At 39.4% G+C, this 20,742-nt stretch carries 13 protein-coding genes; all 13 read right to left on the reverse strand.

The window, feature by feature from the left end:
- Positions 1-326: 326 nt before the first annotated feature.
- The 13 genes from rfbC to H6G97_RS22185 all read right to left on the reverse strand — a co-directional run bounded on the left by rfbC (position 327) and on the right by H6G97_RS22185 (position 20,703).
- Positions 327-896: a dTDP-4-dehydrorhamnose 3,5-epimerase gene (rfbC, locus tag H6G97_RS22125; RefSeq protein WP_190942824.1), complete on the reverse strand. Its 570-nt coding sequence runs from the start codon at positions 894-896 to the stop codon at positions 327-329.
- 39 nt (positions 897-935) lie between these two features.
- Positions 936-1,589 (reverse strand): PIG-L deacetylase family protein, encoded by a 654-nt coding sequence (locus H6G97_RS22130; RefSeq protein ID WP_190942825.1) that lies wholly within the window; start codon positions 1,587-1,589, stop codon positions 936-938.
- Complete coding sequence (locus tag H6G97_RS22135; RefSeq protein WP_190942826.1) at positions 1,586-2,383, reverse strand: sugar phosphate nucleotidyltransferase; 798 nt, start codon at positions 2,381-2,383, stop codon at positions 1,586-1,588. Before H6G97_RS22135 ends, H6G97_RS22130 begins: the two co-directional genes overlap by 4 nt.
- Before the next feature lie 38 nt (positions 2,384-2,421).
- Positions 2,422-3,687 (reverse strand): class I SAM-dependent methyltransferase, encoded by a 1,266-nt coding sequence (locus H6G97_RS22140; protein WP_190942827.1) that lies wholly within the window; start codon positions 3,685-3,687, stop codon positions 2,422-2,424.
- Positions 3,688-3,722: 35 nt separating this feature from the next.
- Positions 3,723-4,751, reverse strand: coding sequence for an NAD-dependent epimerase/dehydratase family protein (locus H6G97_RS22145; protein WP_190942828.1), 1,029 nt, complete (start codon positions 4,749-4,751; stop codon positions 3,723-3,725).
- 11 nt (positions 4,752-4,762) lie between these two features.
- On the reverse strand, positions 4,763-6,214 hold the full coding sequence (locus tag H6G97_RS22150) for a glycosyltransferase family 2 protein (protein ID WP_242055091.1): 1,452 nt from the start codon (positions 6,212-6,214) through the stop codon (positions 4,763-4,765).
- The gene (locus H6G97_RS22155; protein WP_190942830.1) at positions 6,177-8,177 is read right to left on the reverse strand and encodes a tetratricopeptide repeat protein; all 2,001 of its coding nucleotides are present in this window, start codon (positions 8,175-8,177) and stop codon (positions 6,177-6,179) included. The genes H6G97_RS22150 and H6G97_RS22155 overlap by 38 nt, the downstream gene beginning before the upstream one ends.
- A gap of 529 nt (positions 8,178-8,706) precedes the next feature.
- Complete coding sequence (locus H6G97_RS22160; protein WP_190942831.1) at positions 8,707-9,954, reverse strand: calcium-binding protein; 1,248 nt, start codon at positions 9,952-9,954, stop codon at positions 8,707-8,709.
- A 515-nt stretch (positions 9,955-10,469) separates the two neighbouring features.
- On the reverse strand, positions 10,470-13,577 hold the full coding sequence (locus H6G97_RS22165) for a tetratricopeptide repeat protein (protein ID WP_190942832.1): 3,108 nt from the start codon (positions 13,575-13,577) through the stop codon (positions 10,470-10,472).
- An 840-nt stretch (positions 13,578-14,417) separates the two neighbouring features.
- The gene (locus H6G97_RS22170; protein ID WP_190942833.1) at positions 14,418-14,660 is read right to left on the reverse strand and encodes a hypothetical protein; all 243 of its coding nucleotides are present in this window, start codon (positions 14,658-14,660) and stop codon (positions 14,418-14,420) included.
- A gap of 433 nt (positions 14,661-15,093) precedes the next feature.
- Entirely contained in the window at positions 15,094-15,882 is a 789-nt protein-coding gene (locus H6G97_RS22175; RefSeq protein WP_190942834.1) for a peptidylprolyl isomerase, read from the reverse strand.
- A gap of 93 nt (positions 15,883-15,975) precedes the next feature.
- Complete coding sequence (locus tag H6G97_RS22180) at positions 15,976-17,523, reverse strand: beta-barrel domain-containing protein (RefSeq protein ID WP_190942835.1); 1,548 nt, start codon at positions 17,521-17,523, stop codon at positions 15,976-15,978.
- A 96-nt stretch (positions 17,524-17,619) separates the two neighbouring features.
- Positions 17,620-20,703: a peptidase domain-containing ABC transporter gene (locus tag H6G97_RS22185; RefSeq protein ID WP_190942836.1), complete on the reverse strand. Its 3,084-nt coding sequence runs from the start codon at positions 20,701-20,703 to the stop codon at positions 17,620-17,622.
- Positions 20,704-20,742: the final 39 nt, after the last annotated feature.

Genomic DNA, 20,742 nt, shown 5'->3' on the forward strand with positions numbered 1-20,742 from the left:
GTCAGTATTTTGTATCTCAGGAGACACCAATGAAAAATCCCTCAGATGCACGACACTTAATTTCCATTCTTCGGAACAATGCCTAATTTACATGACTTTGAGCCTTAACTGAACCGTATTGACCCCCAAACCTCCTCCCCATTCTTCGAGTTACAGTGTATGCACAACTCGAAAAAAGCTTGATTTTCCATTTCTCTCGTTTCTCTAGTTCCCAGTCTCTGACCGGGAACTAGTCAAATTTTATCAAGCTAGATTTTTAGAGTTTGTGTGTACACCGTAGGCTCTTTGAGAGGGAACTATGATCTACCTTTTATGATTAGGAAACGCTATAAAAGCTTTACGTCATCCCAGGCGTTACAATTTTTTTTCGATTCAAATAAACTCCAAGCTCTATCTTTTTCCGAAATTTCAGTCACAGGTAGAGGCCATTCAATCCCAAAAGCTGGGTCATCATAGCGATAGCCATTGGCATATTCTGGGGCGTATAAGTCACCCATTTGATAATTCACTTCGGTTTCGTCGGTGAGCGTTTGGAACCCATGAGCACACGTCTCAGGGATATAGAGAGCAAGGCGATTTTCAGCAGTCAACTCTATACCAATATGAGATAAATAGCTAGAAGATTCTGGACGCAAATCGATTATTACATCATAAATACTCCCTCTAATACAACGCACCAATTTTGTTTCCTGAGAAGGAGGTGTTTGATAATGCATACCCCGCAACGTTCCTTTTTTATAGTTAAAAGATAAATTGGTTTGGGCAATAGTAGGTTTTAAACCACGATCTTTAAATTCCTGAATACAGAAACTCCGAGCAAAAAAGCCTCGGCTATCTCGCTGCAACTCTAAATCAACAATAAATGCCCCTTTTATTTTAGTTTCGGTAAATATCATGAATTTGCAAATTTGGGATAAAATTAAAAATCTGTTTTTTTAGAAGAATATTTTTCGACAGTAAAATGCCTCAGCATATTTACTCGCTGAATTAGATTCAATTCCGCGAATTCGGAGAATCGAGCGAAAAGTATCTTCTGTAAACCACTGCTTATGATTTTGGGTGGGAAATGCCTCTATAATATATTGAATTTTTCGGCGGCAAAATTCCTCATCTAAATGCACAAAGAAATTAGGAATACCCAAATCACCATCATATTTTGGTATCTCATATTCCAAAATTAAATGGTTTCTAAAGGTGTTCCAAGTCAAATCAGAAATTAAGCGGTGATCTTGGTGGCGATCGTCTCGATGATGAGTAAATATTATATCTGGTGAAAATTCCTGCTTCAACTGCTCAAAGCATTCCTTCACTTTTATCCCTTCAAAAGGTAAAAAGCCATCTCGAAAATTTTTAATGATAATTTTCTTGACCGGAATTTCTTTTAAAAAAAGATTGGCACTTGTAGTTGCTTCCTGCGCTCTTTGTTCGTTGGAACTAAAGACAACCCAATAGATAACAACATGTTGGTAATTCTCTATCAGTTTTAAGATTGTGCCCCCACAACCAATTTCTATATCATCGCAATGAGAACCTAAACAAAGGATTCTATACTCAGATTCTTCTGTTTTGTTGAAGCTAAGTTGGATCATACATCCGTTACTTCTAGTTGTTTATCTCTCCATACTTCCCAAGGTCTTTCGCCTTGAGCATACATATCATCCAACTGTTGCTTCTCTTTAAACGTATCCATTACCCCAAAAAAGCCAGTGTATCTATACGCAAAAAGTTCTTTTTTAGCAATCAGTCTTTGAAAAGGCTCAAGAACAAGTTCTTCGCCACGATTAATATAGTTAAAAATCTCTTTTTTAAAGATAAAATACCCTCCATTAATCCAAATATCACGTTGTTTGACATCTTGGATATCCTTCACCAAACCATCCTCATGCATATCAACTAGATGAAAACTTTGGCTTGGTCTGACGCACAAGAAACTACCAATTTTATCACGCTGATAAAAATGATTAATGTATGTTGGTAGATCCAAGTCTGTCAAACCATCGCTGTAGTTAGCTAAAAATACTTCTTCTCCTTCTAAATACTTTTGTACTGCCTTAAATCTTTGTCCAATATTGGCAGTTAAACCTGTATCTACAAATGTGATATTCCAATCTTGAATATCCCGATTAAACAACTCAATTTTGCTTCCATTGGAAAGGCTAAAATTATTAGAAAGCCATTCATTGTAATTCAAAAAATAGCTTTTAATTAGGTCAGCCTTGTAACCAAGACATAAGATAAAATCTTTATGCCCATAGTGAGCATAGTATTTCATTACGTGCCATAATATAGGTCTATAACCAATATTCACCATTGGCTTAGGAATACTTTCTGAATACTCCCTCATTCTGGCTCCTAAACCGCCACAAAATAAAACTACTTTCATTTCACTTTCCCTTTTTAATGATAAAAAATATCAAATTTTTAAGAGTAGACATTAACTTCAGGAATTGGAACAACAAATTGACCGCCCCAATCCCGAATGTAAGCTATTTGTTCCATAATTTCATTTTTTAAATTCCAGGGCAAAATTAGTACATAGTCAGGCTTTGTCTCTACAATTTTGTCTGGATGAAAAATCGGAATATGAGTACCTGGTAAAAATTGACCTTGTTTGTAAGGGTTACGGTCTACTGTATAATCAATAAAATCTGTTCGAATACCACAATAGTTTAAGAGAGTGTTTCCCTTACCCGGAGCGCCATACCCAACAATCATTTTTCCCTCTCGTTTAAGTTTGATTAAGAAATCTAATAACTTGCGTTTGGTTTCCTTGACTTGTTCACCAAATGAAAAATAGTATTCTAATTCCGTAAAGCCAGCCGCTTCTTCTCTATATTTAAGTTCTGATACTTGGTGGCTAACAGGTTTAGAAGAGTCTTCGTTGTGGCAAGCATAAATTCTTAAAGAACCACCATGAGTAGCTAATTCTTCTACATCAAAAATTGTCAAACCATGAGCAGCAAAAATCTTTTCTACGGTGATAAATGAAAAATAAGAGAAATGCTCATGGTAAATAGTATCAAACTGATTTTCCTCAATTAACTGCATCAGGTGGGGAAATTCCATAGTAATTACACCATGCGGCTTGAGGATAATTTTCATCCCTTTGATAAAATCATTGAGATAGGGTGTGTGGGCAAGGACATTATTTCCTAGTAATAAATCTGCTTGTTTGCCCTGAGCAACCTGTTCTTTGGCTGTCTCCTGTCCAAAAAATTTGACAACTGTAGGAACACCTTTGTTTATTGCTACCTCAGCAACATTTGCTGCTGGTTCTATTCCCAGCGCCGGGATGTCTTTAGCAACAAAGTATTGTAGTAAGTAGCCATCATTGCTGGCAATTTCTATTACCTGACTTTTGGAGTTTAATTGGAAGCGTTCTATTACTAAATCTACGTACTTCCTGGCGTGTTGCAACCAGCTATCAGAGTAAGAAGAGAAATAGGCGTAGTTACTAAAAATATTTTCTGGGCTAATATATTCTTGCAGTTGAACTAAAAAACACTCCTCGCAAACATATACATGTAGAGGATAAAAAGGCTCTACTTCATTAAGTTGTTTCAGGCTTCGATAGCTTTCACAGGGAGGAGACATACCTAAATCTACAAATGTATGCTGCAATCCTGTCCCACAGAACATACAGTTACCAGTTATTGGTTGATTATTTGTTAGTTTTAGTAAATTCATATTTTATGTTTTTTTGCCAAATGCAGGTTTTTAATTTAAACAATCCGCCAGAAGAAATCTTGATCGATTTGCTGAGTGCGAATAAGATATTCCAGTTGTTTCAGGCGAGTAAAGCGTCTAGATTCAAATGTTTCTCTGTCCATATCAATTTGCTGGAAGACATTATAAAGTTGTTGGGCACCGCTTTGGACATCCCACTCACATTTGAATTCTGGTAAATTTTGGTTAATTTTATCAAATGAAACCTGATAGCTGCGGTTATCAGGATCATGTTTACCAAAGCTTAATTGACAACCTGTAAAGACATCTGCAACTATTTGAGCAATTTGCTTGACTTGATAGTTGCTATTTGTATCACCCACATTAAAAATTTGGTTGTGAATTACATCACGCGGAGCTTCTAAGGTACAGATAATTGCTTTGCAGATATCTAACAGATGCACTAGAGGCCGCCAAGGTGTACCATCGCTGTTCATCTTGATTTCTTTAATTGTCCATGCCCAACCTGCTAGATTATTTAAGACAATATCAAAGCGCATTCTCGGCGAGGCTCCATAGGCTGTGGCATTTCGCAAAAAGGTGGGAGAAAAGCCATCATCAGCAAGGAGTTTCACATCCTGTTCGACAAGTGCTTTGCATTTGGCATAAGCTGTTTGGGGATTGATGGTAGACTCTTCGTGAACATAATCCTCACTGGCAAAACCATAGACACTGCATGATGAAGTATACACAAAGCGCTGGATTCCAGCTGCTTTGGCCAGCTTTGCCAAATGTACTGAACCTTTGTGGTTGATATCATAAGTGATATTAGGCGCTAACTGACCTAGAGGATCGTTGGAAAGTTCTGCCATGTGAACTACTGCTTCCACGCCTTCCAGGTCTTCTGTTGTGATGTGACGGATGTCTTTGTTGAGGGTTTTGGCAGTTACCTTAGTGCCGTTATATAGCCAACCTACTTTATAAAAGCCAGTATCCAAACCAATTACTTCATGACCTTGTTGGATCATCAGGGGAGCCAATAAGGAGCCGATATAACCTTCAGTTCCAGTTACAAGTACTTTCATATCCGATTATTTTATGGTGCGATCGCAGTTTGTGGGGGTTGTAATTCAGTCGGAATATTGTCTACAGGTACTGATAGCAACTTAGCAATAATTTCTTCTCTTACGGGAGCAACTTCATCTTGAGTCAACCAAGCGAATAACTTTGCTAACGCTTGCGGAGAGCGATCGAGTTTGAGAATTTCTTGGAGCATACGCAAAGCCCCTGCAACATTGCCACTTTTCAGAGGAATTGCCGCTCGTGTCAGACAATAATTGAAGTTATAGCTGCAAGCTTGGATTGTAATGTCTGCGCGATGTTCAACAGGAAGATAACTTTTAGAAATTTCTATACCCTGGCGGATGGATGTCGCCAGAATCCCAGATGATAAGTCATCATCTGTCAGTCTGTGGGAATGTATACGGTAACGAGCAAAACTTTCCGGTTCGTACCACCAATTATAAGAAACAGCAATGCGTTTGTAGAGTTCCCATTCAGAAGCGCAAACTAAATGCGGATAATAACCTCCTAGTTGTTCATGAGTAACGCGACGAATGACAACCGCAGGCACCTGTAATGGGCATGTCACACCAATCGCCTGCAAAAAATTCTGAGGGATACCTTTATCGTCTCCAAACCAAGAAATCACTTCCCCTTTTTCAACTACTGTTCCTTTTTCATTGAAATATTCAAAATTTCCGAAAGCGGCTCCTATGGAATCTGGACACCCTTGAAGACTTTGCTGGAGTCGGTTATAAAAACCTGGAAGCACACAGTCGTCATCATGCAGGATATGAATCCACTGACCGCGACTGAGGGAAATGCCTACATTGTGATTTGGCAGTACTCCAATATTTTCCTGATTGCGGTAGTAGCGGATTACTCCTCGTCCAATACTATTCACTAAATCGAATAACGGTGGTGTACTGGCATTATCTATCACCAAAATTTCCATCTGCTCTGCCCCAGGCCATTGCACCAAGACGCTAGCCAGACATTCAAGGAGATAATTGGTGCGGTTATATACCGGAATCACTACAGTCCAAAATGGTCGGGGTTTTTCTGATTCTGTTACGGGTGGAATTGCTGGAAACTCATAGTCGCCAACAGTAACCTCACCTTGGGGAATGGGGGGAGTAACGAGCATTTCTTGGGTGATGGCAGCGTTCTGGTAAGCGGCCACCGCTTTGGCGTAGTGGGGATTGAGTAAGGTCAACCCCTGACGATATACCGAAATCGTTTCTGTAATCTGGTTTTGAGCTTGGTAAACCTGACCTAAACGGTTGTAGATTTCCCAATTTTGGGGATTGAGTTTTAAGGCTTGGTAATAGGATGCGATCGCTTCTTCCCAATGACCTTCTTCTTGCAGGATGTTGCCTTCAACCTGATTAATTGCCATAGTTTTCAGTCCAAAACTAGAAAATTTTTGCTTTTTGCTAAATGAGCCTTCATAAAGGAAGTAAGATAAATCTTGAGGCAATTTCATCACGCAGAGGAGCTGCTTCTTCTCGTGTTAACCAACTAAATAACTTTGCCACTGCTTCAGGGCTACGATCTATTGTTAGAGCCTCTTCCAAGGCTTGCCAAACTCCTGTCAGATTCCTAGCCTGTAGAGGAATTAGAATCAATTCTAGACAATAAAGAAAATAATAACTCCGGGATTGGGCTGTAATTTGTGCCGAGTGTTCAGCAGGAAAATAACTCTCTGATATTTCAATTGCACGGCGGATGGATATCATCTGCTTCCCAGAGAGTAAAAGTTCGGTGGTAACATTGTTAGCATGTTGGCGGTAACGAGCTAAAATTTCTGGTTCATACCACCAATCGTAAACAGAGGCAATGCGTTTATAAATTTCCCAATCACTTGTATAAGTCAATTCAGGATGGTATACGCCCAACTTTTCGTGTGCTTCTCGACGAATCACCACCGCAGGCATATTCAATGAGTTACTAAGTCCAATATGTTGCAACCAATTTTGGACAATCCCTCGCTCTGGATAGATTTGTTGGCGGAAAATTACTTCTCCTTTCTCGTTAATATTTTGATAACCCGTAGAAGCTGCTCCTACAAAATCGGAACACCCTTCTAGACTTTCTTGTAGCCGGGAATAAAAACCAGGGAGAATATAATCATCGTCGTGCAGTAAATGAACCCAATGACCGCGAGTTAGAGCAACTCCGGCATTCCAATTTCCTGGCAGACCGAGATTTTGCGGATTACGATAGTAGTGGATTATTCCTTGTCCAATACTATTCACCACTTCAAATACTGGCGTTTTACTAGCATCGTCCATGACGATGATTTCCATCTGCTCTTCTCCTTGCCATTGTGCCAACACGCTTGCAAGGCACTCGAGGAGATAGTCTGTGCGGTTATATACAGTTATCACCACACTCCAAAAAGGCCGCTTACCTATATCATCTGCTACGGTCGGAATAGTCGGAAAGCTATATTGCCCTACAATTACCTCCCCTTGAGGAATTGAAGGTGTGACTGGTACTTGTTGAGGAATTTCAGCATCTTTACCAGCCGCTAATGCTTTGGCATAGTGGGGATTAATCAGCTTTAACCCTTGTTGATAGGCAGAAACTGCTTTTTGGAATTGGTTTTGCTGTTGGTAAACTTTGCCTATGTTGAGGTAAATTTTCCCATCGTTAGGATTAAGTTCCAAGAGTTTTTGATAGCATATTATCGCCTCTTCAAACTTACCTTGTTCTTGCAGCGCCAACCCCAGGTTATAATGAGCTTCTAGTAAATCTGGCTGTAGTGCGATCGCTTGCTTGTAACAAGTAACAGCATTTTTCAAATCCCCTGCTTTTTTCCGGGCAACACCCAATTTATTATTTAATTGTGCATAGTGTATTTGTTGATTGCTAGAGAGCTTACCTTGAGCGTGTAGTACATCGCCCAAATTAGTCTCTGCTTCTATAAAGTCTGGCTTTAACTCTAGAGCTTTTTGATAGTAGTTAATTGCTTCTTCAAATAATCCTTGTTGTTGCAGAGCATAGCCCAAGTTGTTGTAAATGGGCAGTGAGTTAGGTAATAAAACTAGAGCTTGGCGATAAGCTTTCTCTGCTTCCGAAAACTGTTCCTGAACTAAACGCAAATTACCTAAACTGAACCAAATCTTAACAGAATTTGCTTGAATTTGCGAAGCCGCACTTAGCCACTGTTCAGCAATTTCGGGTTGCCCCATCTGCTGCGCCAACATCCCTAAACTATATAAAGCTTCTGGGTGGTCAGGCTGTTTTTCCAGAACTTGAATATATAGCAGTTCTGCTTCCACTAAATGATTGCTTCGTTGCTGTTGAACCGCTAGTTCGAGAATTCCAGCTACTTCTGTTTTATCTAGCAATTCCGCTTCATACTTTTGACCGGACTGATGCTTCTGCACCGCAATTTGAATAAGAGATTTAACTTTAAATTCTGAAATACTTGTAGTATTCATAACTATGTATTATCCATAACTATATCTAAGTTGATATTAGATTGTTGCTGATTAGTATAGCTTCAAAAGATATATGATAACTATCAATAAAAAAATATTTTTATCTGTTTTTACCTGTTAAAAAACAGGTCTATTTCATTTGACAGGGGAGAGATTTTGTCAACAGTATGGGCAAGAAATAAGCGTTAAGTTATACCAAATTGGAAAAAGAATGCGACAGATAGGTAGGGGCATAACATTGTTGTGCCCTTACGAATAATTGATTTGTCGCAAACATTATTTGAATTAGTATTAGTAATCGAAAAATTACCAACTCAACGAGTAAATTTCAATGCGTACACCATAGGGGTTGCCGTTGGTAAAACCTCTCCCAAAAAAGGCATCAACATTTTCTTGTCTAATCAGATTTTTTACTCACCTGATTGTTTTGACTAAGATGCTTGTAAATCAGAGTCTTTTAGGGAATGAAACATCTCTGCTTTTTAAGGTGCGAATCATCCCGAATCAGAGTAGTAATGAAATCGGCTTGCTAGAATATTGATTTTAAGCTGATCTGACTGCTATCCAAGCCTGCAAATAGTATTGTTTGTGGATTAGAGGAAGAAAGAAGATTTGAATTTAAGGTGAGGAGAGCGCCATCGTTGGTATCTGTTATACTACCTTGGGTTCCCCAGCCGTTTAATACAATTTTATCAATACCAACCTGGAAATCTTGAATGACATCAAAGTCATTTTTCAACAAGACATCGCTACGTTGGAAAGTAAATCTGTCCTTACCATCGCCACCAACCAAGACATCATTACCACTACCACCAACCAAGACATCATTGCCTAAACCGCCATAGAGTGTATCATTGCCATCCCCACCATCTAGCGTATCATTACCTTGGCCTGCGTCGAGGACATCATTACCTTTCTTTCCAGATAGCTTATCATTCCCCAAGCTGGCATAAAGTTTGTCCGCCCCGTTGGTTCCTGTCAGATTATCCTTCCGAATCGTGCCATAGATAACATCTTTACCCAGGTTGCCGATTAAAGTATCTCCTGCCAATTCAGCAGAACTAGTATTAATTTCAACTATAGTTAAGTTGGTATTGCGATTAAAATTCCGCTGATAAGTCCCAACAGCACCACCATTCAAGAAGTCACTGCCATTGTCGCCATCAATATCAGAAGTTTTATTACGACTATCAATCTTCACATTGCTACTACTGCCAAAGGTTAAATTCCCAATTTGCCTAGAGGAGATTAATTTACCCTGAACACCAAAATAATCTATAACTTTGGCCTTGTTGGGATTTGTGGTATCTAACACTAAAAAAGTGCTTGTAGACTGAGCCTTGTTATATTCAACGTCAGAATTTTCAATTTCTTTAGCTTTCAGTGCTAAATCTGCTGAAAAATTAAAAGAGAAGTTTTCATTAGGGTCAACCGCAAAACTAGCAAGTACCTTTGCTTCGCTGTTGGAAGTACCTAGAAACTCACCTTCTAATCCAATGACAGCAGCCTGAGTGAAAAGTGATGAAAAAGTTGAGTCAAAACTTGCTTCAGCCTCAGCAATAGCAGCAATCACGCCACCTTTAACTAATGTGTCCGTCTGGGCAGCAGTTAAAACTTCTGAAGCACCTTGACTATAGTTGGAAAAAATAGTATCCCCTTGAGCGGTAGCAAAATTAGGACTAGGATCGGGCTTAGGCTCGGGCTTGTTATTGAGATTAGCTCTACCATTGAATTTAAGTAAGTCTGAAGCTGTAAGTTTTAGTGATACTTTTGCCATAAAAACCTCTGTTGATTTTGTTAGTTAACAAATTTGCGCGTAAATATTTGGGGAGTAATTCTCTCCTAATTTACGAACTAAGTCTCTCGATATCCCTATGAACCTGTCAGCTTTTATCCAGCACTTGCTCTTAACAGAACTTTTAAATAGCCTAATTGACTATTTCAAGCTGAATGTGGAAGCAGAGGGATTTTATCTCATTAATTGAGATGCTGATGACTCAATGTCAGTTTTTTCTCTGAAATTATGGTAATTTATGAATTTTTACCATAATTTATTATCTCATGAAAGAGTAATAAAATTCTGGTTTTTGCTGCCAACTTTCTAAGTAATGAACCTTATCAGCAAGGAAAATGTAATCGGTTGTTTGCTGGCAATAAAGTATCTATCAGATAGACAATTAGCTGAAAGCGATTGTATTTTTTTAATTTAGATTGATGGCAGTTGGTGATCGCATGAGATAACCGATTTAGGCAGAAATTTTTAGTGAGTCAAATTTGTGTAACTTCTTGGTACTAGGTTTGGTAAATCTTTTCTAATTTCATGTTGGCTTCTTGGTGTTGGGCATTGAATCCTAAAACTTTTTGATAGCAAGCAATCGCATGTTCTAACTCCCCTTGTTCTTGCAATATCACCCCCAAGTTATAATGAGCTTCTACCAAATCAGGCTGTAGTGCGATCGCAGCTCGATAGTAAATAACAGCAGTTTGCCAATCAGCTGCTTGTTGGCGGGCAATGCCCAGCTGATAATTCAATTCAGCATAATAGGCTTTTTTCTCTCTTGAGAGCTTCCCTTGGGCAAAAAGTGCATTCCCTAAATTGACTTCCGCTTCTATGCAGTTGGGCTGAAATTCCAGAGCTTTTTGATAGGATGCGATCGCTTCCTCCCATTTACCTTGTTGTTGCAAGGTGTAGCCCAAATTGTTGTAAATTGTCCCTGCATCTGGTCGCAAAGCAATAGCTCTTTGGTAAGCGTCTTCAGCCTCTGGTAACTGTCCTTGGGTTTGAAGCAAATTGCCTAAACTAAACCAAATTTTCACAGAGTTAGGCTGAACTTGCGAAGCTGCACTCAAATACTTCTGAGCTTTTGGCAACGCACCTTTCTGTTGTGCCAGCATCCCTAAATTGTATAATGCTTCTGAATAGCCTGGTTGTTCTTCTATCACCTGACGATATAGCTGTTCGGCTTCGTCTAGGCGATTAGCTCGATGATGTTGAACTGCAAGTTGAAAGAGTTCAGCAACTTCTTGGACGTTAAATTGTCTTGGTTTATTAACCAGCTGCAAAATAAAATCTTCCAGCGCTCTGACTGGCTTTAAATCGCCATATAATTTATGTTTATTTTCTGCAACTTGCTGGGAAATATGTTGCCGATATTTAGCATCTTTCCCCAGACGAATGGCGATTTGTACGTATTCTGATTTATTTGAAGCGATTGTCTCTTCCATACCCATCATCTTCAAAATTGCCAGAGAATGCCGTCCCCGCATCAGTTTTCCTGGTAAAGTGACAACCGGAATATTATGAGCAATAGATTCGAGGGTAGAGTTACATCCAGACCAACCAATACTATCTAAGAAAACATCTGCTAAGGCTGTAGTGCCAGCAAACTTCATGTGATTGAGGGAAGATAAAAATAAACAGTGATTTTGATAATCTAGCCCTAATGCTGCAAAAGCATGGTTTAAGCGCTGGCGAAATATTTCTGTAATCTCTTCACTTTCATTTTTAATAAATACAAATTTAGAGTTTCCTAACTCTTTAGCAATAGATGGAAAAACATCGTCATGATTGGGCAAATATTTATATAATGATTGACAACACCAGAAGAAAATATCATCCTCTTTTAAACCTATGTCTGGTTTTTTAATTTCTTCGGGTTTAATTGCTAAAGGTATGTAATGAATAGATAGATTGGGTAATCTAACTAATTTTTCTGTATAATGTTCTTGAGCATTTTCTGGTTCCATTAAGTCACTGCTCAAGTAATAGTCAATTGTTGGTAATCCACTAGTCTCAGGATGTCCCCAAGATGTCATTTGAATTGGTGCTAATCTCAGGCAACCCAGTTGGACTGTTATTGGATCCATCCCAAACTCAGGAAAAATCAAGATATGTAATTTATCTTTTGTTATTATTTCACACCATTGTTCAATTGAGTTAACACCTTGAACAAATTTATCACAAGCTTTGCTCGCACTAGTTGTTGAAGAATCTTTTTGAGTTCCAGTGTAATAACCAAATATTTCAAACTCACTTCGATCTATATTTTCTACCCAACCTTTAATAGGAATTTTCCAATTAGAATGAATAGAGAAAAATCCAGAGACAATACCGATACGAACCTTTTGAGTTTTATCTAAATTTGGCAGAACAAGCGGCTGGCTATATTGGGGATAGCGACTCGATATAATCTGGAAAATCATTTCCCCATAAATTCGCTGCAAATCTCGGTCATTTAAGCCTTGATACGCTAGATAGAAAGGCTGAAATATTCCCACAGCCTCAGATGCTTTTGCCCGTTCTTCTTGATTAGTTAATTCATAATATTTAGCTAAATTTTGCAAATGCTGTTGATATTGATTTCGTCTGAACGCTATTTCATCAACACTAGAATAGATAATTGGCAGTTGGCTGATACAAACACCAAATTTAGCCACATCATAGTTTGGTGTAATTTTGACCGCTTGTTCAAATGCCTGGACTGCTGCTTCTATTTTGTTATCATCTCTAAATGCTACTGCTAAGTTGCAATAGATATAATCAATATCAGGTTCAATTTTAATAGCTCGTTGATAATATTCTCTGGCGGCATCAAGTCTATTTTGTGCCTTGAAAATATTTCCTAAGTTGTTATAGGTAAGTGCAAAATTTGGTTGAATGCTTAAAGCTTTTTCGTAAGCTTCTATTGCTTCCTTAAATTGTTTTTTTTCCTCAAAAACACATCCTAAGTTGTGGTAGGCGTAATGAGAATCTGGTTTAATTTTTATTGCTTGTTGGTAAGAATTGATGGCATCATTTAATCGCCCTTGGTTTAGGAGTAGCTCTCCTAAATTATAATGAGATAATACCAAATCTGGCTGCAATGCAATAGCTTGGCGATAATATAACTCTGCCATATTTAAATCGCCTGCCTGTTGCCTACCTAAAGCAAACTGCTGATTCAATTCTGCGTAATAGACTTGTTCTTCTGGTGAGAGCTTTCCTTGAATGTAGAGAATATGACTGATATTAATTTGCACCTCTATGCAGTCAGGGAGAATTTTTAGCGCTTTTTCATAACAGGCGATCGCTTCTTCTAGTTTACCCTGTTGTTGCAGAGTAAACCCCAAGCTGTTGTGTATTGCCGCAGCTTCTGGCTGCAATTGCAGGGCTGCTTGAAAAAATTGTTCTGCATTTTGATATTGTTCCCGCTGCTGCGCCAGCAGACCTAATCCATATAATGCCTCTAACTGGTTGGAATCTACGTCTATAATTTGACGATAAATCTCTTCGGCTTGGGTGAAGCGCTTGGCTTGGTGATATTGACCTGCGAGTTGGAGAGCATCAGGAATTGTGGTCACGTCGGTTTGCTCCAAATTCAAAATTAACAATCCCCATACTTCGACAAGCTCAGTAACCATAAATAAACTTAGGAGCTTGTATCCTTTGATTTATGGGTCATAATTTATCCAACAGAATTCTGTACGGCTGGCGGATAGCGTAGCGTAAGAGGTTCTTTGAAAAATCCTCTTGTTGGTAGCAAAACGTTCTAGATCCCCCTAAATCCCCCGATAAATTGGGGGACTTTGACTCCGGTTCCCCCCTTTTGAAGGGGGGTTAGGGGGGATCTAAGAGTGCCTAAAGTCAAAGCGAAATACTTTTCAAACAACCTGTAAAGCCTTTTCTACGAGACGCTGCGCGAAATTTATGAATTCTTCTTCAAACAATCATTTTTATTAGACATCTCCAGAAATTAAATATGCGTTAACTAGAACCCTTGTAGAGACGTAGCAGTGCTACGTCTCTACATTCTTTTTTGGAGATGTCTGATATATCTTTTGTTCCTATATCTGCAAGGAACTTAAGCTTTTGAAACTTATAACTGAATTTGCTGAAAATCGATTGACATCATGTCTGCTTGATTACTTAACCAAACTTAATTAAAAAGAATTCTGCCCTTCTCTACCTTTCGGGGGCTTACGAGAGGATTAAGGCTACGGTAAAGCGCTTCACTTATAATTATTAGCCCAGAGTTTTAATTCAGGGCGGGCAAACAGCAAAGACTTTAAACTAGCTTGAGCAATAAACTTTGTAAAAATTTATTGCGAAAACAGTTATTTGGGATCAAAGAATGTATTTTGGGTAAAAGCCGAAGGCTCAAATGAGCAAAGAACCTTCGGCAATTTATCAATATACTAGGCTTTCGAGCCTAACTCTACTTGCAAAAGTTAGTACTTTTTGTGAGTAGAGTTTAATTATTACTAGTTACTAGAGCTAGATTGGGATGCTGAAGCAGATTCAGCAAAACCTTCTCCGGTAGCGGTGGCAGTAGCGGTTAGAGCTTCAGTCTTTAGTCCTAATGCACTAGCGAGTGCTTGTGCTGATGCAAAGGATTTAAATTTTACAGTCTTAGGCGCATTGTTTGGTTTTGCTGGTGTATTACCACCACCAACAATAATTTCTTCAGAGGTATTTTCTAAGTAGTTAAGATCAGAAATAATCATTTGAGTTCTCCTAAAGTTTGTAACTGTTGTTGGGGATTTTTGGTGTAACCAACTTGTTTTCGTCGGCTATATACTTAATATACTTTATTGCTCAGAAAAGTCAATGCTTTTTTTACTATTTTCTGATTAAAAAAACTGATGTATTTAAGTTTGTATTTATCATACTATAGCCTTAATTTAAGTTAAATAAAATTATGTTGCAAAATAAAGCAATAACTTTAATTATTACTGCCTAGCAAGAGTTTTAGCGATTTAGTTTAATTTTTTATAACGCCAAAATAGCATTTTGTAGATATATTCACAAAACACTAAAAAAGAAAGACTATTAAATTTTTAAGTAAAAAATCTCCATCTAAAACATTTTTCAATGCTAGAGATATCTACCCTAAGCCAGGGAGGGTAGTTAGCGAAAAAACACTTCAAATTTCATAAATTATTTAGTCTTGGGCAATAAGATATCTAGTAATTCCTCCTGCGCTTCGTCTGAGTCTAGTTGAACAACTATTTTCATCGTGTTGATTTCTTGCTTTAACCAATCAGAAAAGGATTCTGTAATGATTTTTTGGCGCAACTGTTCATCTAATTGGGGTTGAATGACTTCTTCCACCCAAATTAAATGCACTCCCTTGGGAGTCGTAATCGGTTTGAGAGCTTGTGGTGGTGCAGCAGCAAATACAGCAGCGGCAATCTCTGGACGAAAATCTTTGCGGTATCGAAGTCCTTGGTATCCATAAGCGCGTCTGGCTTCTGGTTCTGAAATATACAGACGAGCAATGTCTGGAAAATTGATTTCGCCTTCTTCTAGGGCATAAAAAAACTCTAAAGCCAAGTCTCGCTCCTCGAAGATGACTTCGTAGGTAACAGCAGCGACATAATGTAGCTGGTGTTCATAAAAGTGTTTTTCGAGTTGATTGGAAAACAGATGATTGGCTAACTTCCGCGCAAGGATGTTGTTGTAAGCTAATTCTTCAAACTGATCCACAGACAAATGGTGTTTTTCTAGCCATGCCCAGGTGTCTTTAGCTTTAACAAGCTTCTTGGCAAACCGTAAGTCATCTCCTTCTTGCTGTAGTTCTTCTGGTGTGACTGTAATTCCTGCCGCTTTAGCTGCTTCGGTAATAATGCTTTGCGATGCGATCGCTTTGACCACATCAGGTATCTGACAGGAGAGTTTAAGACTGTGAATGATATCTGAAGTGGAAATGGTCAGATTATGGGGCATAACACGATATCTCCAATAATTAAGGGAATTGGGAATTGGGTATAGGGCATTGATTATTCCTCTTCTCTTCCTTGTTTTATTTCCTCGCTTTCACTACATCTCTAAACCGCCTTTTTGCAGTTTCTTAAACGGATCTAAAACAAAGTCAATTACCCGCCGTTGACGAATGATGACTTCAGCATTTGCTGTCTGTCCGGCACCTAATAAAATACGTTTGTTGCCACTTTGCACATACTGCTGGTCTAAGGTGATTTCTAATTCATAGTTTTCGATGTTGCCTTGGGATGTTTGGGTAATTTTCGAGTCAGGAGAGATCCAAGCAACTTTACCTTGCACAATGCCATACTCTTGGAAAGGATAGGCATCAAACTTGACTTTTACTGGCATTCCTACCTTCAAGAAACCGCTATCTTGATTAGGCATATTTGCTCTAAGTACAAACTCTGCTTGCTTCGGTGCGATTTGGGCAATCCTTTGACCGACTTGTACCACTGCTCCTGGCTTAGTGGTGGGTAATTCAAAAATCACTCCATTAATTGGCGATCGCACCACTCGTTGCTGAATTTGCAACCTTGTAGATATAAGCTGGCTTTTAGTCTGAGCGATTTCTGATTGTGTTGCTGTTATTTGTGCCTGTATGTCTTTTAGCTGCTCCTGATTTTTCATGACACCCAGTTTTCCGGCTTGCATGACACTTTTATAGCTACTTTGTTCTTCTTGGAGTCGGAGTTTTGCTTGTTTGATATCAGACTCCAACGTTTTGATAGTTACTTGGTAACGATTTATCTCTTCCGCCAAGCGCAATTGAGCTTGTTTAATATCTGATACAGACTTGTTATAGAGTCGTTTGCTTTCTTGCTCTTCTTTTTTGAGTTGATCAACTTGGGTTGCAGAAACCGCGCCATCGTTAACCAGCTTGCTAAAGCGTTCAACTTGCTTAGAATCTATACTCAAACGGGCTTTAGCCGATTCCTGATCTTCACGACTGGTGTCAATCTGCTGCTCTGCTTGCTTAACTAATGATTGCTTTTCTAACTTTTGGAGGTTATAGCTACTCAGTTTCGCATCCAGGTCTTGCTGCACCTGGTTAACTTGAGCCATTTTTTCTAATTCTTGGGATTTATTTTGTTGCTCTAACAAGCTAGTTGACATTAAGAGTTGATTTTTCAGCAATTCCAGTTGAGATTGCCGATTTTGTAGCCCTTGCAATTTGCTCTGGACTTGTTGCAATTCCGTTTGCAGCAGTTCAGAATCCAGTTCCAGTAAAACTTGGCCGGCTCTAACTGTATCTCCTTCTCTGACCGTAACTGCTTTGACACTCCCACCAGCTTGAGCGTCTAATTTTTGAGTTGCACCTTTAGGTTCTATACGTCCTCTGGCGCTACCAGTTTCATCTACTTTCGAGAGTGTTGCCCAAGGCAAGAATAGACCAGTAAAGCCAATGAGCACATACAACAAACCACGAGTCCAAATTTGAGGTAAGGCATTGAGCAATCCTTCTGTACCGTAGTACAAATCTTGACTGTCATTTTCTGCCTCTGTCTGCTCGTCAAATTCTACTGATTCCTCTTGCTGTGTGTAACCTTGATACTTATCTTGCTCATCTTGGGGAAGTGGCGATGATCTATTGGGATTTGGCATGGTTTTATTTCCGATAATCACTGGGGACTGGGAACTGGGGAATGGGGGCTGAAGATAAGGGAGAAATAATCAATGCCCAATGCCCCATGCCCAACCTCAACTAACTTGAGCCAGTTGTTGTTGATTCAGATAGTAATAATGACCTTTTTTAGCGATTAATTCGTCATGAGTACCGCTTTCTACTAAAACGCCTTGGTCTAAAACCAGGATTAAGTCAGCGTTGCGGACTGTAGAGAGGCGATGGGCAATAATTACACTTGTGCGTCCTTTAAGAATTGTTTTGAGGTTGTTTTGAATAATTCGTTCTGATTCCGAATCTAGGTGACTAGTGGCTTCATCAAACAGTAATAACCGAGGATTTCCGAGCAAAGCACGAGCAATAGCTAGGCGTTGGCGTTGTCCACCAGAGAGCATACCACCGCTTTCACCAATTTCGGATTCGTAACCCATCGGTAGTTTTTGAATAAATTCATCGGCTCCAGCATATTTTGCTGCTTGGATAATTTCTTCTGAAGAAGCATTTGGATAAGCGATCGTAATGTTTTCCCGAATAGTCCCACCAAACAGAAAAGTATCTTGGTCGACAACGCCGACTTGAGAACGGAGCGATCGCAAGGAAAGAGTAGTTATATCAGAACTATCAATAAGTACTTTGCCATCTGTCGGCGGGTATAAACCCAAAATCAACTTACTCAGGGTTGTTTTTCCAGAACCGCTGCGCCCCACCACTGCAACCATCTGTTCTGGCTTAATTTCAAAGTTGAGATTTTCTAATACGTTAGTCTCACTTTCTGAGTGATAACGAAAGGTAACATTCTGGAAACAAATGTTACCGCGAAGCTTACCCAACGGCTTGCGAGGTTTAGTTTCTAGGTCTTCTTCTGGTTTTGCTTCCAACACATCATTAATGCGTTCGGTAGAAATCACAATTTCCTGTAATTCATTCCACAGCAGAGCCAGTCGCTGAAAAGGATCTAAGACGTTACCCACCAACATATTGAAAGCAACTAATTGTCCAATAGTCAGTTCGCCATTAATTACCTGGGTTGCTCCATACCACAGCAATGAAGTATTCACAAAAGTTTGGATGACACCACTGATAATTTGCAGGCGGTTGCCAATTATTTGAGCATTAAATTCTTTTTTGATTACATCATTCAGCAGTTCCTCCCAATGCCAACGCACTGTCTGTTCAATTGCTAATGAGCGGACAGTACGAATTCCATTTAAGGATTCTATGAGATAGCTATTTTCTTTAGCACCTGCATTAAAAATCTCTCTAGAGATACGGCGCAAAATACTTGTGCTAGCCAGCGCCAAGATAAAAAATGGCGGTACAGTACACAGCACGAATAATGCCATCCGCCAGCTATAGGAGAACATCAAGGCTAGATAAACTACTAATGTCAGCATATCCAACACTATGGATAGTGTTTGACCAGTAAGGAATTGTTGAATTTTCTGGTTTTCTTGGATGCGAGAGACTATATCCCCAACGTAACGCGACTCAAAATAAGCAAGGGGTAAACGGAAGGTATGTTTGATAAAGCCTACGAGTAAGGCAATGCTAATGCGGTTAGCAGTATGAAATAATAGATATTGCCTTACACCATTTACAGCAACACCAAACAACCCAAAAACAATCATTCCCAAACCAATAGCGTTTAAGGTTGGAACACTACGTTGCACAAGTACTCTGTCGAGCAACAACTGGGTAAATATTGGCGTTACCAGCCCAAATAATTGAATTACCACCGAAGCTATAAAAATTTCTAGCAGTGTTCGATAGTGAGGTTTGATTAACTCAAAAAATTTCCAAAAGCTTCTACTTTCGTCTTTAGCATTTTTGAGTAGGGCTGTAGGTTCCAGTAACAATGCATAACCACTCCAACCGGCTTGAAATTCAGCTCTTGTCAGGTTGCGTTGGCCAATCTCTGGGTCACATACAATCACCCGCTTTTTGGTGATTTCATAGACAACAATAAAATGTTTACCATCCCAGTGGACAATTGCAGGTAAAGGTTGTTCTGCTAATTTATCAAGACTGGCTTTCACTGGACGGCTGGCAAAACCCAGGTTTTCTGCTGTTGCTGCCATCGCCTTCAGAGATGCACCGTTGCGGCTGACATTGGTCATATCCCGCAGGCGATTGATATTAAAATGTTTGCCCCAATAGTTACCAATCATCACCAAGCAAGCAGAGCCACAATCGGCTGTACTTTGTTGGGCATAGAAGGGATAGGTTTTGGTGATGCGTTTCCACCAATGCCCTATTTGAACTTTCGGGCTGGGAAAGTACAAACGCGACTTTTTTGGCTGTTGTTGTGACTGCTTCTCTCTTTGCGGAAAAGGAATAATTTTAGATTTTGGAGATGGGAAAGTTTTTTCTCTAGTCCCCACTCCCCAGTCCTCAGTCTCTAATCCCGTTTCGCTGACGTTCATGGCCAAAGCCCACTCCCCCAATTCTGGGAAGTATTCTAGTGCTGTTTGCATCTGATCGTTTTTCAGAATGTAAGCAATCGTTGGTTGTGTTGCTTGCCAATCTCCTTGTTTTGGTTGGGCAAAAATTGTGCCTGTTGTCAAAGAATGGCCTTGAGAATGCCGCAGATGTCCTTTGTACAATAGCCATAATTGTGAATCTTGAGATATTTTTGGACTTACAGAGCCAGTGTCTAACTCGTGTCGCTCAAACAGAGATAAAGCTTTGAGCATTCCTGGAACTTGTGATGTGTGGCACGGAAATTGTGAGATTTGGCGACATAACAACAACAAATCCCAAAGTTCTGCACGGGCAAAAAGGCGATCGCGAATGTTAGGATACTTGTCTATCAACGTCTGCAATGCTTCTTGCCTGAAATAGCCAAGTTTTAAGCTTGTCGAAGCTCTGACTACATAAGGACTAAAGTTAGCTTCGGGAAACAGAGTCAATTCGCCGAAAAAAGACCATGCACCAAAGGTAGTAATTAAATTTTCAGAGCTATCCAACAGTCGGACTTTACCTGTAAGAATAATATAGATACCAGGACTAGTCTGTGCAGATTGCCAGAACTCCTTTGCTACTGGTGGCTCTACAATCTCCATTTGTGCCAAAAAGTTTTGTAATTCTTTTTCTGAAAGCTTTACACCTAAGGTGTACAACAGTCTTTCACTTACATTTCGTTCAAAAAGCACTGGTGGCATTTTCTCAGCTCCACAACAAAATTTAGTTATTAGCCTGAA

Source organism: Nostoc flagelliforme FACHB-838, assembly GCF_014698065.1.
GTDB classification, from domain to species: domain Bacteria; phylum Cyanobacteriota; class Cyanobacteriia; order Cyanobacteriales; family Nostocaceae; genus Nostoc; species Nostoc flagelliforme_B.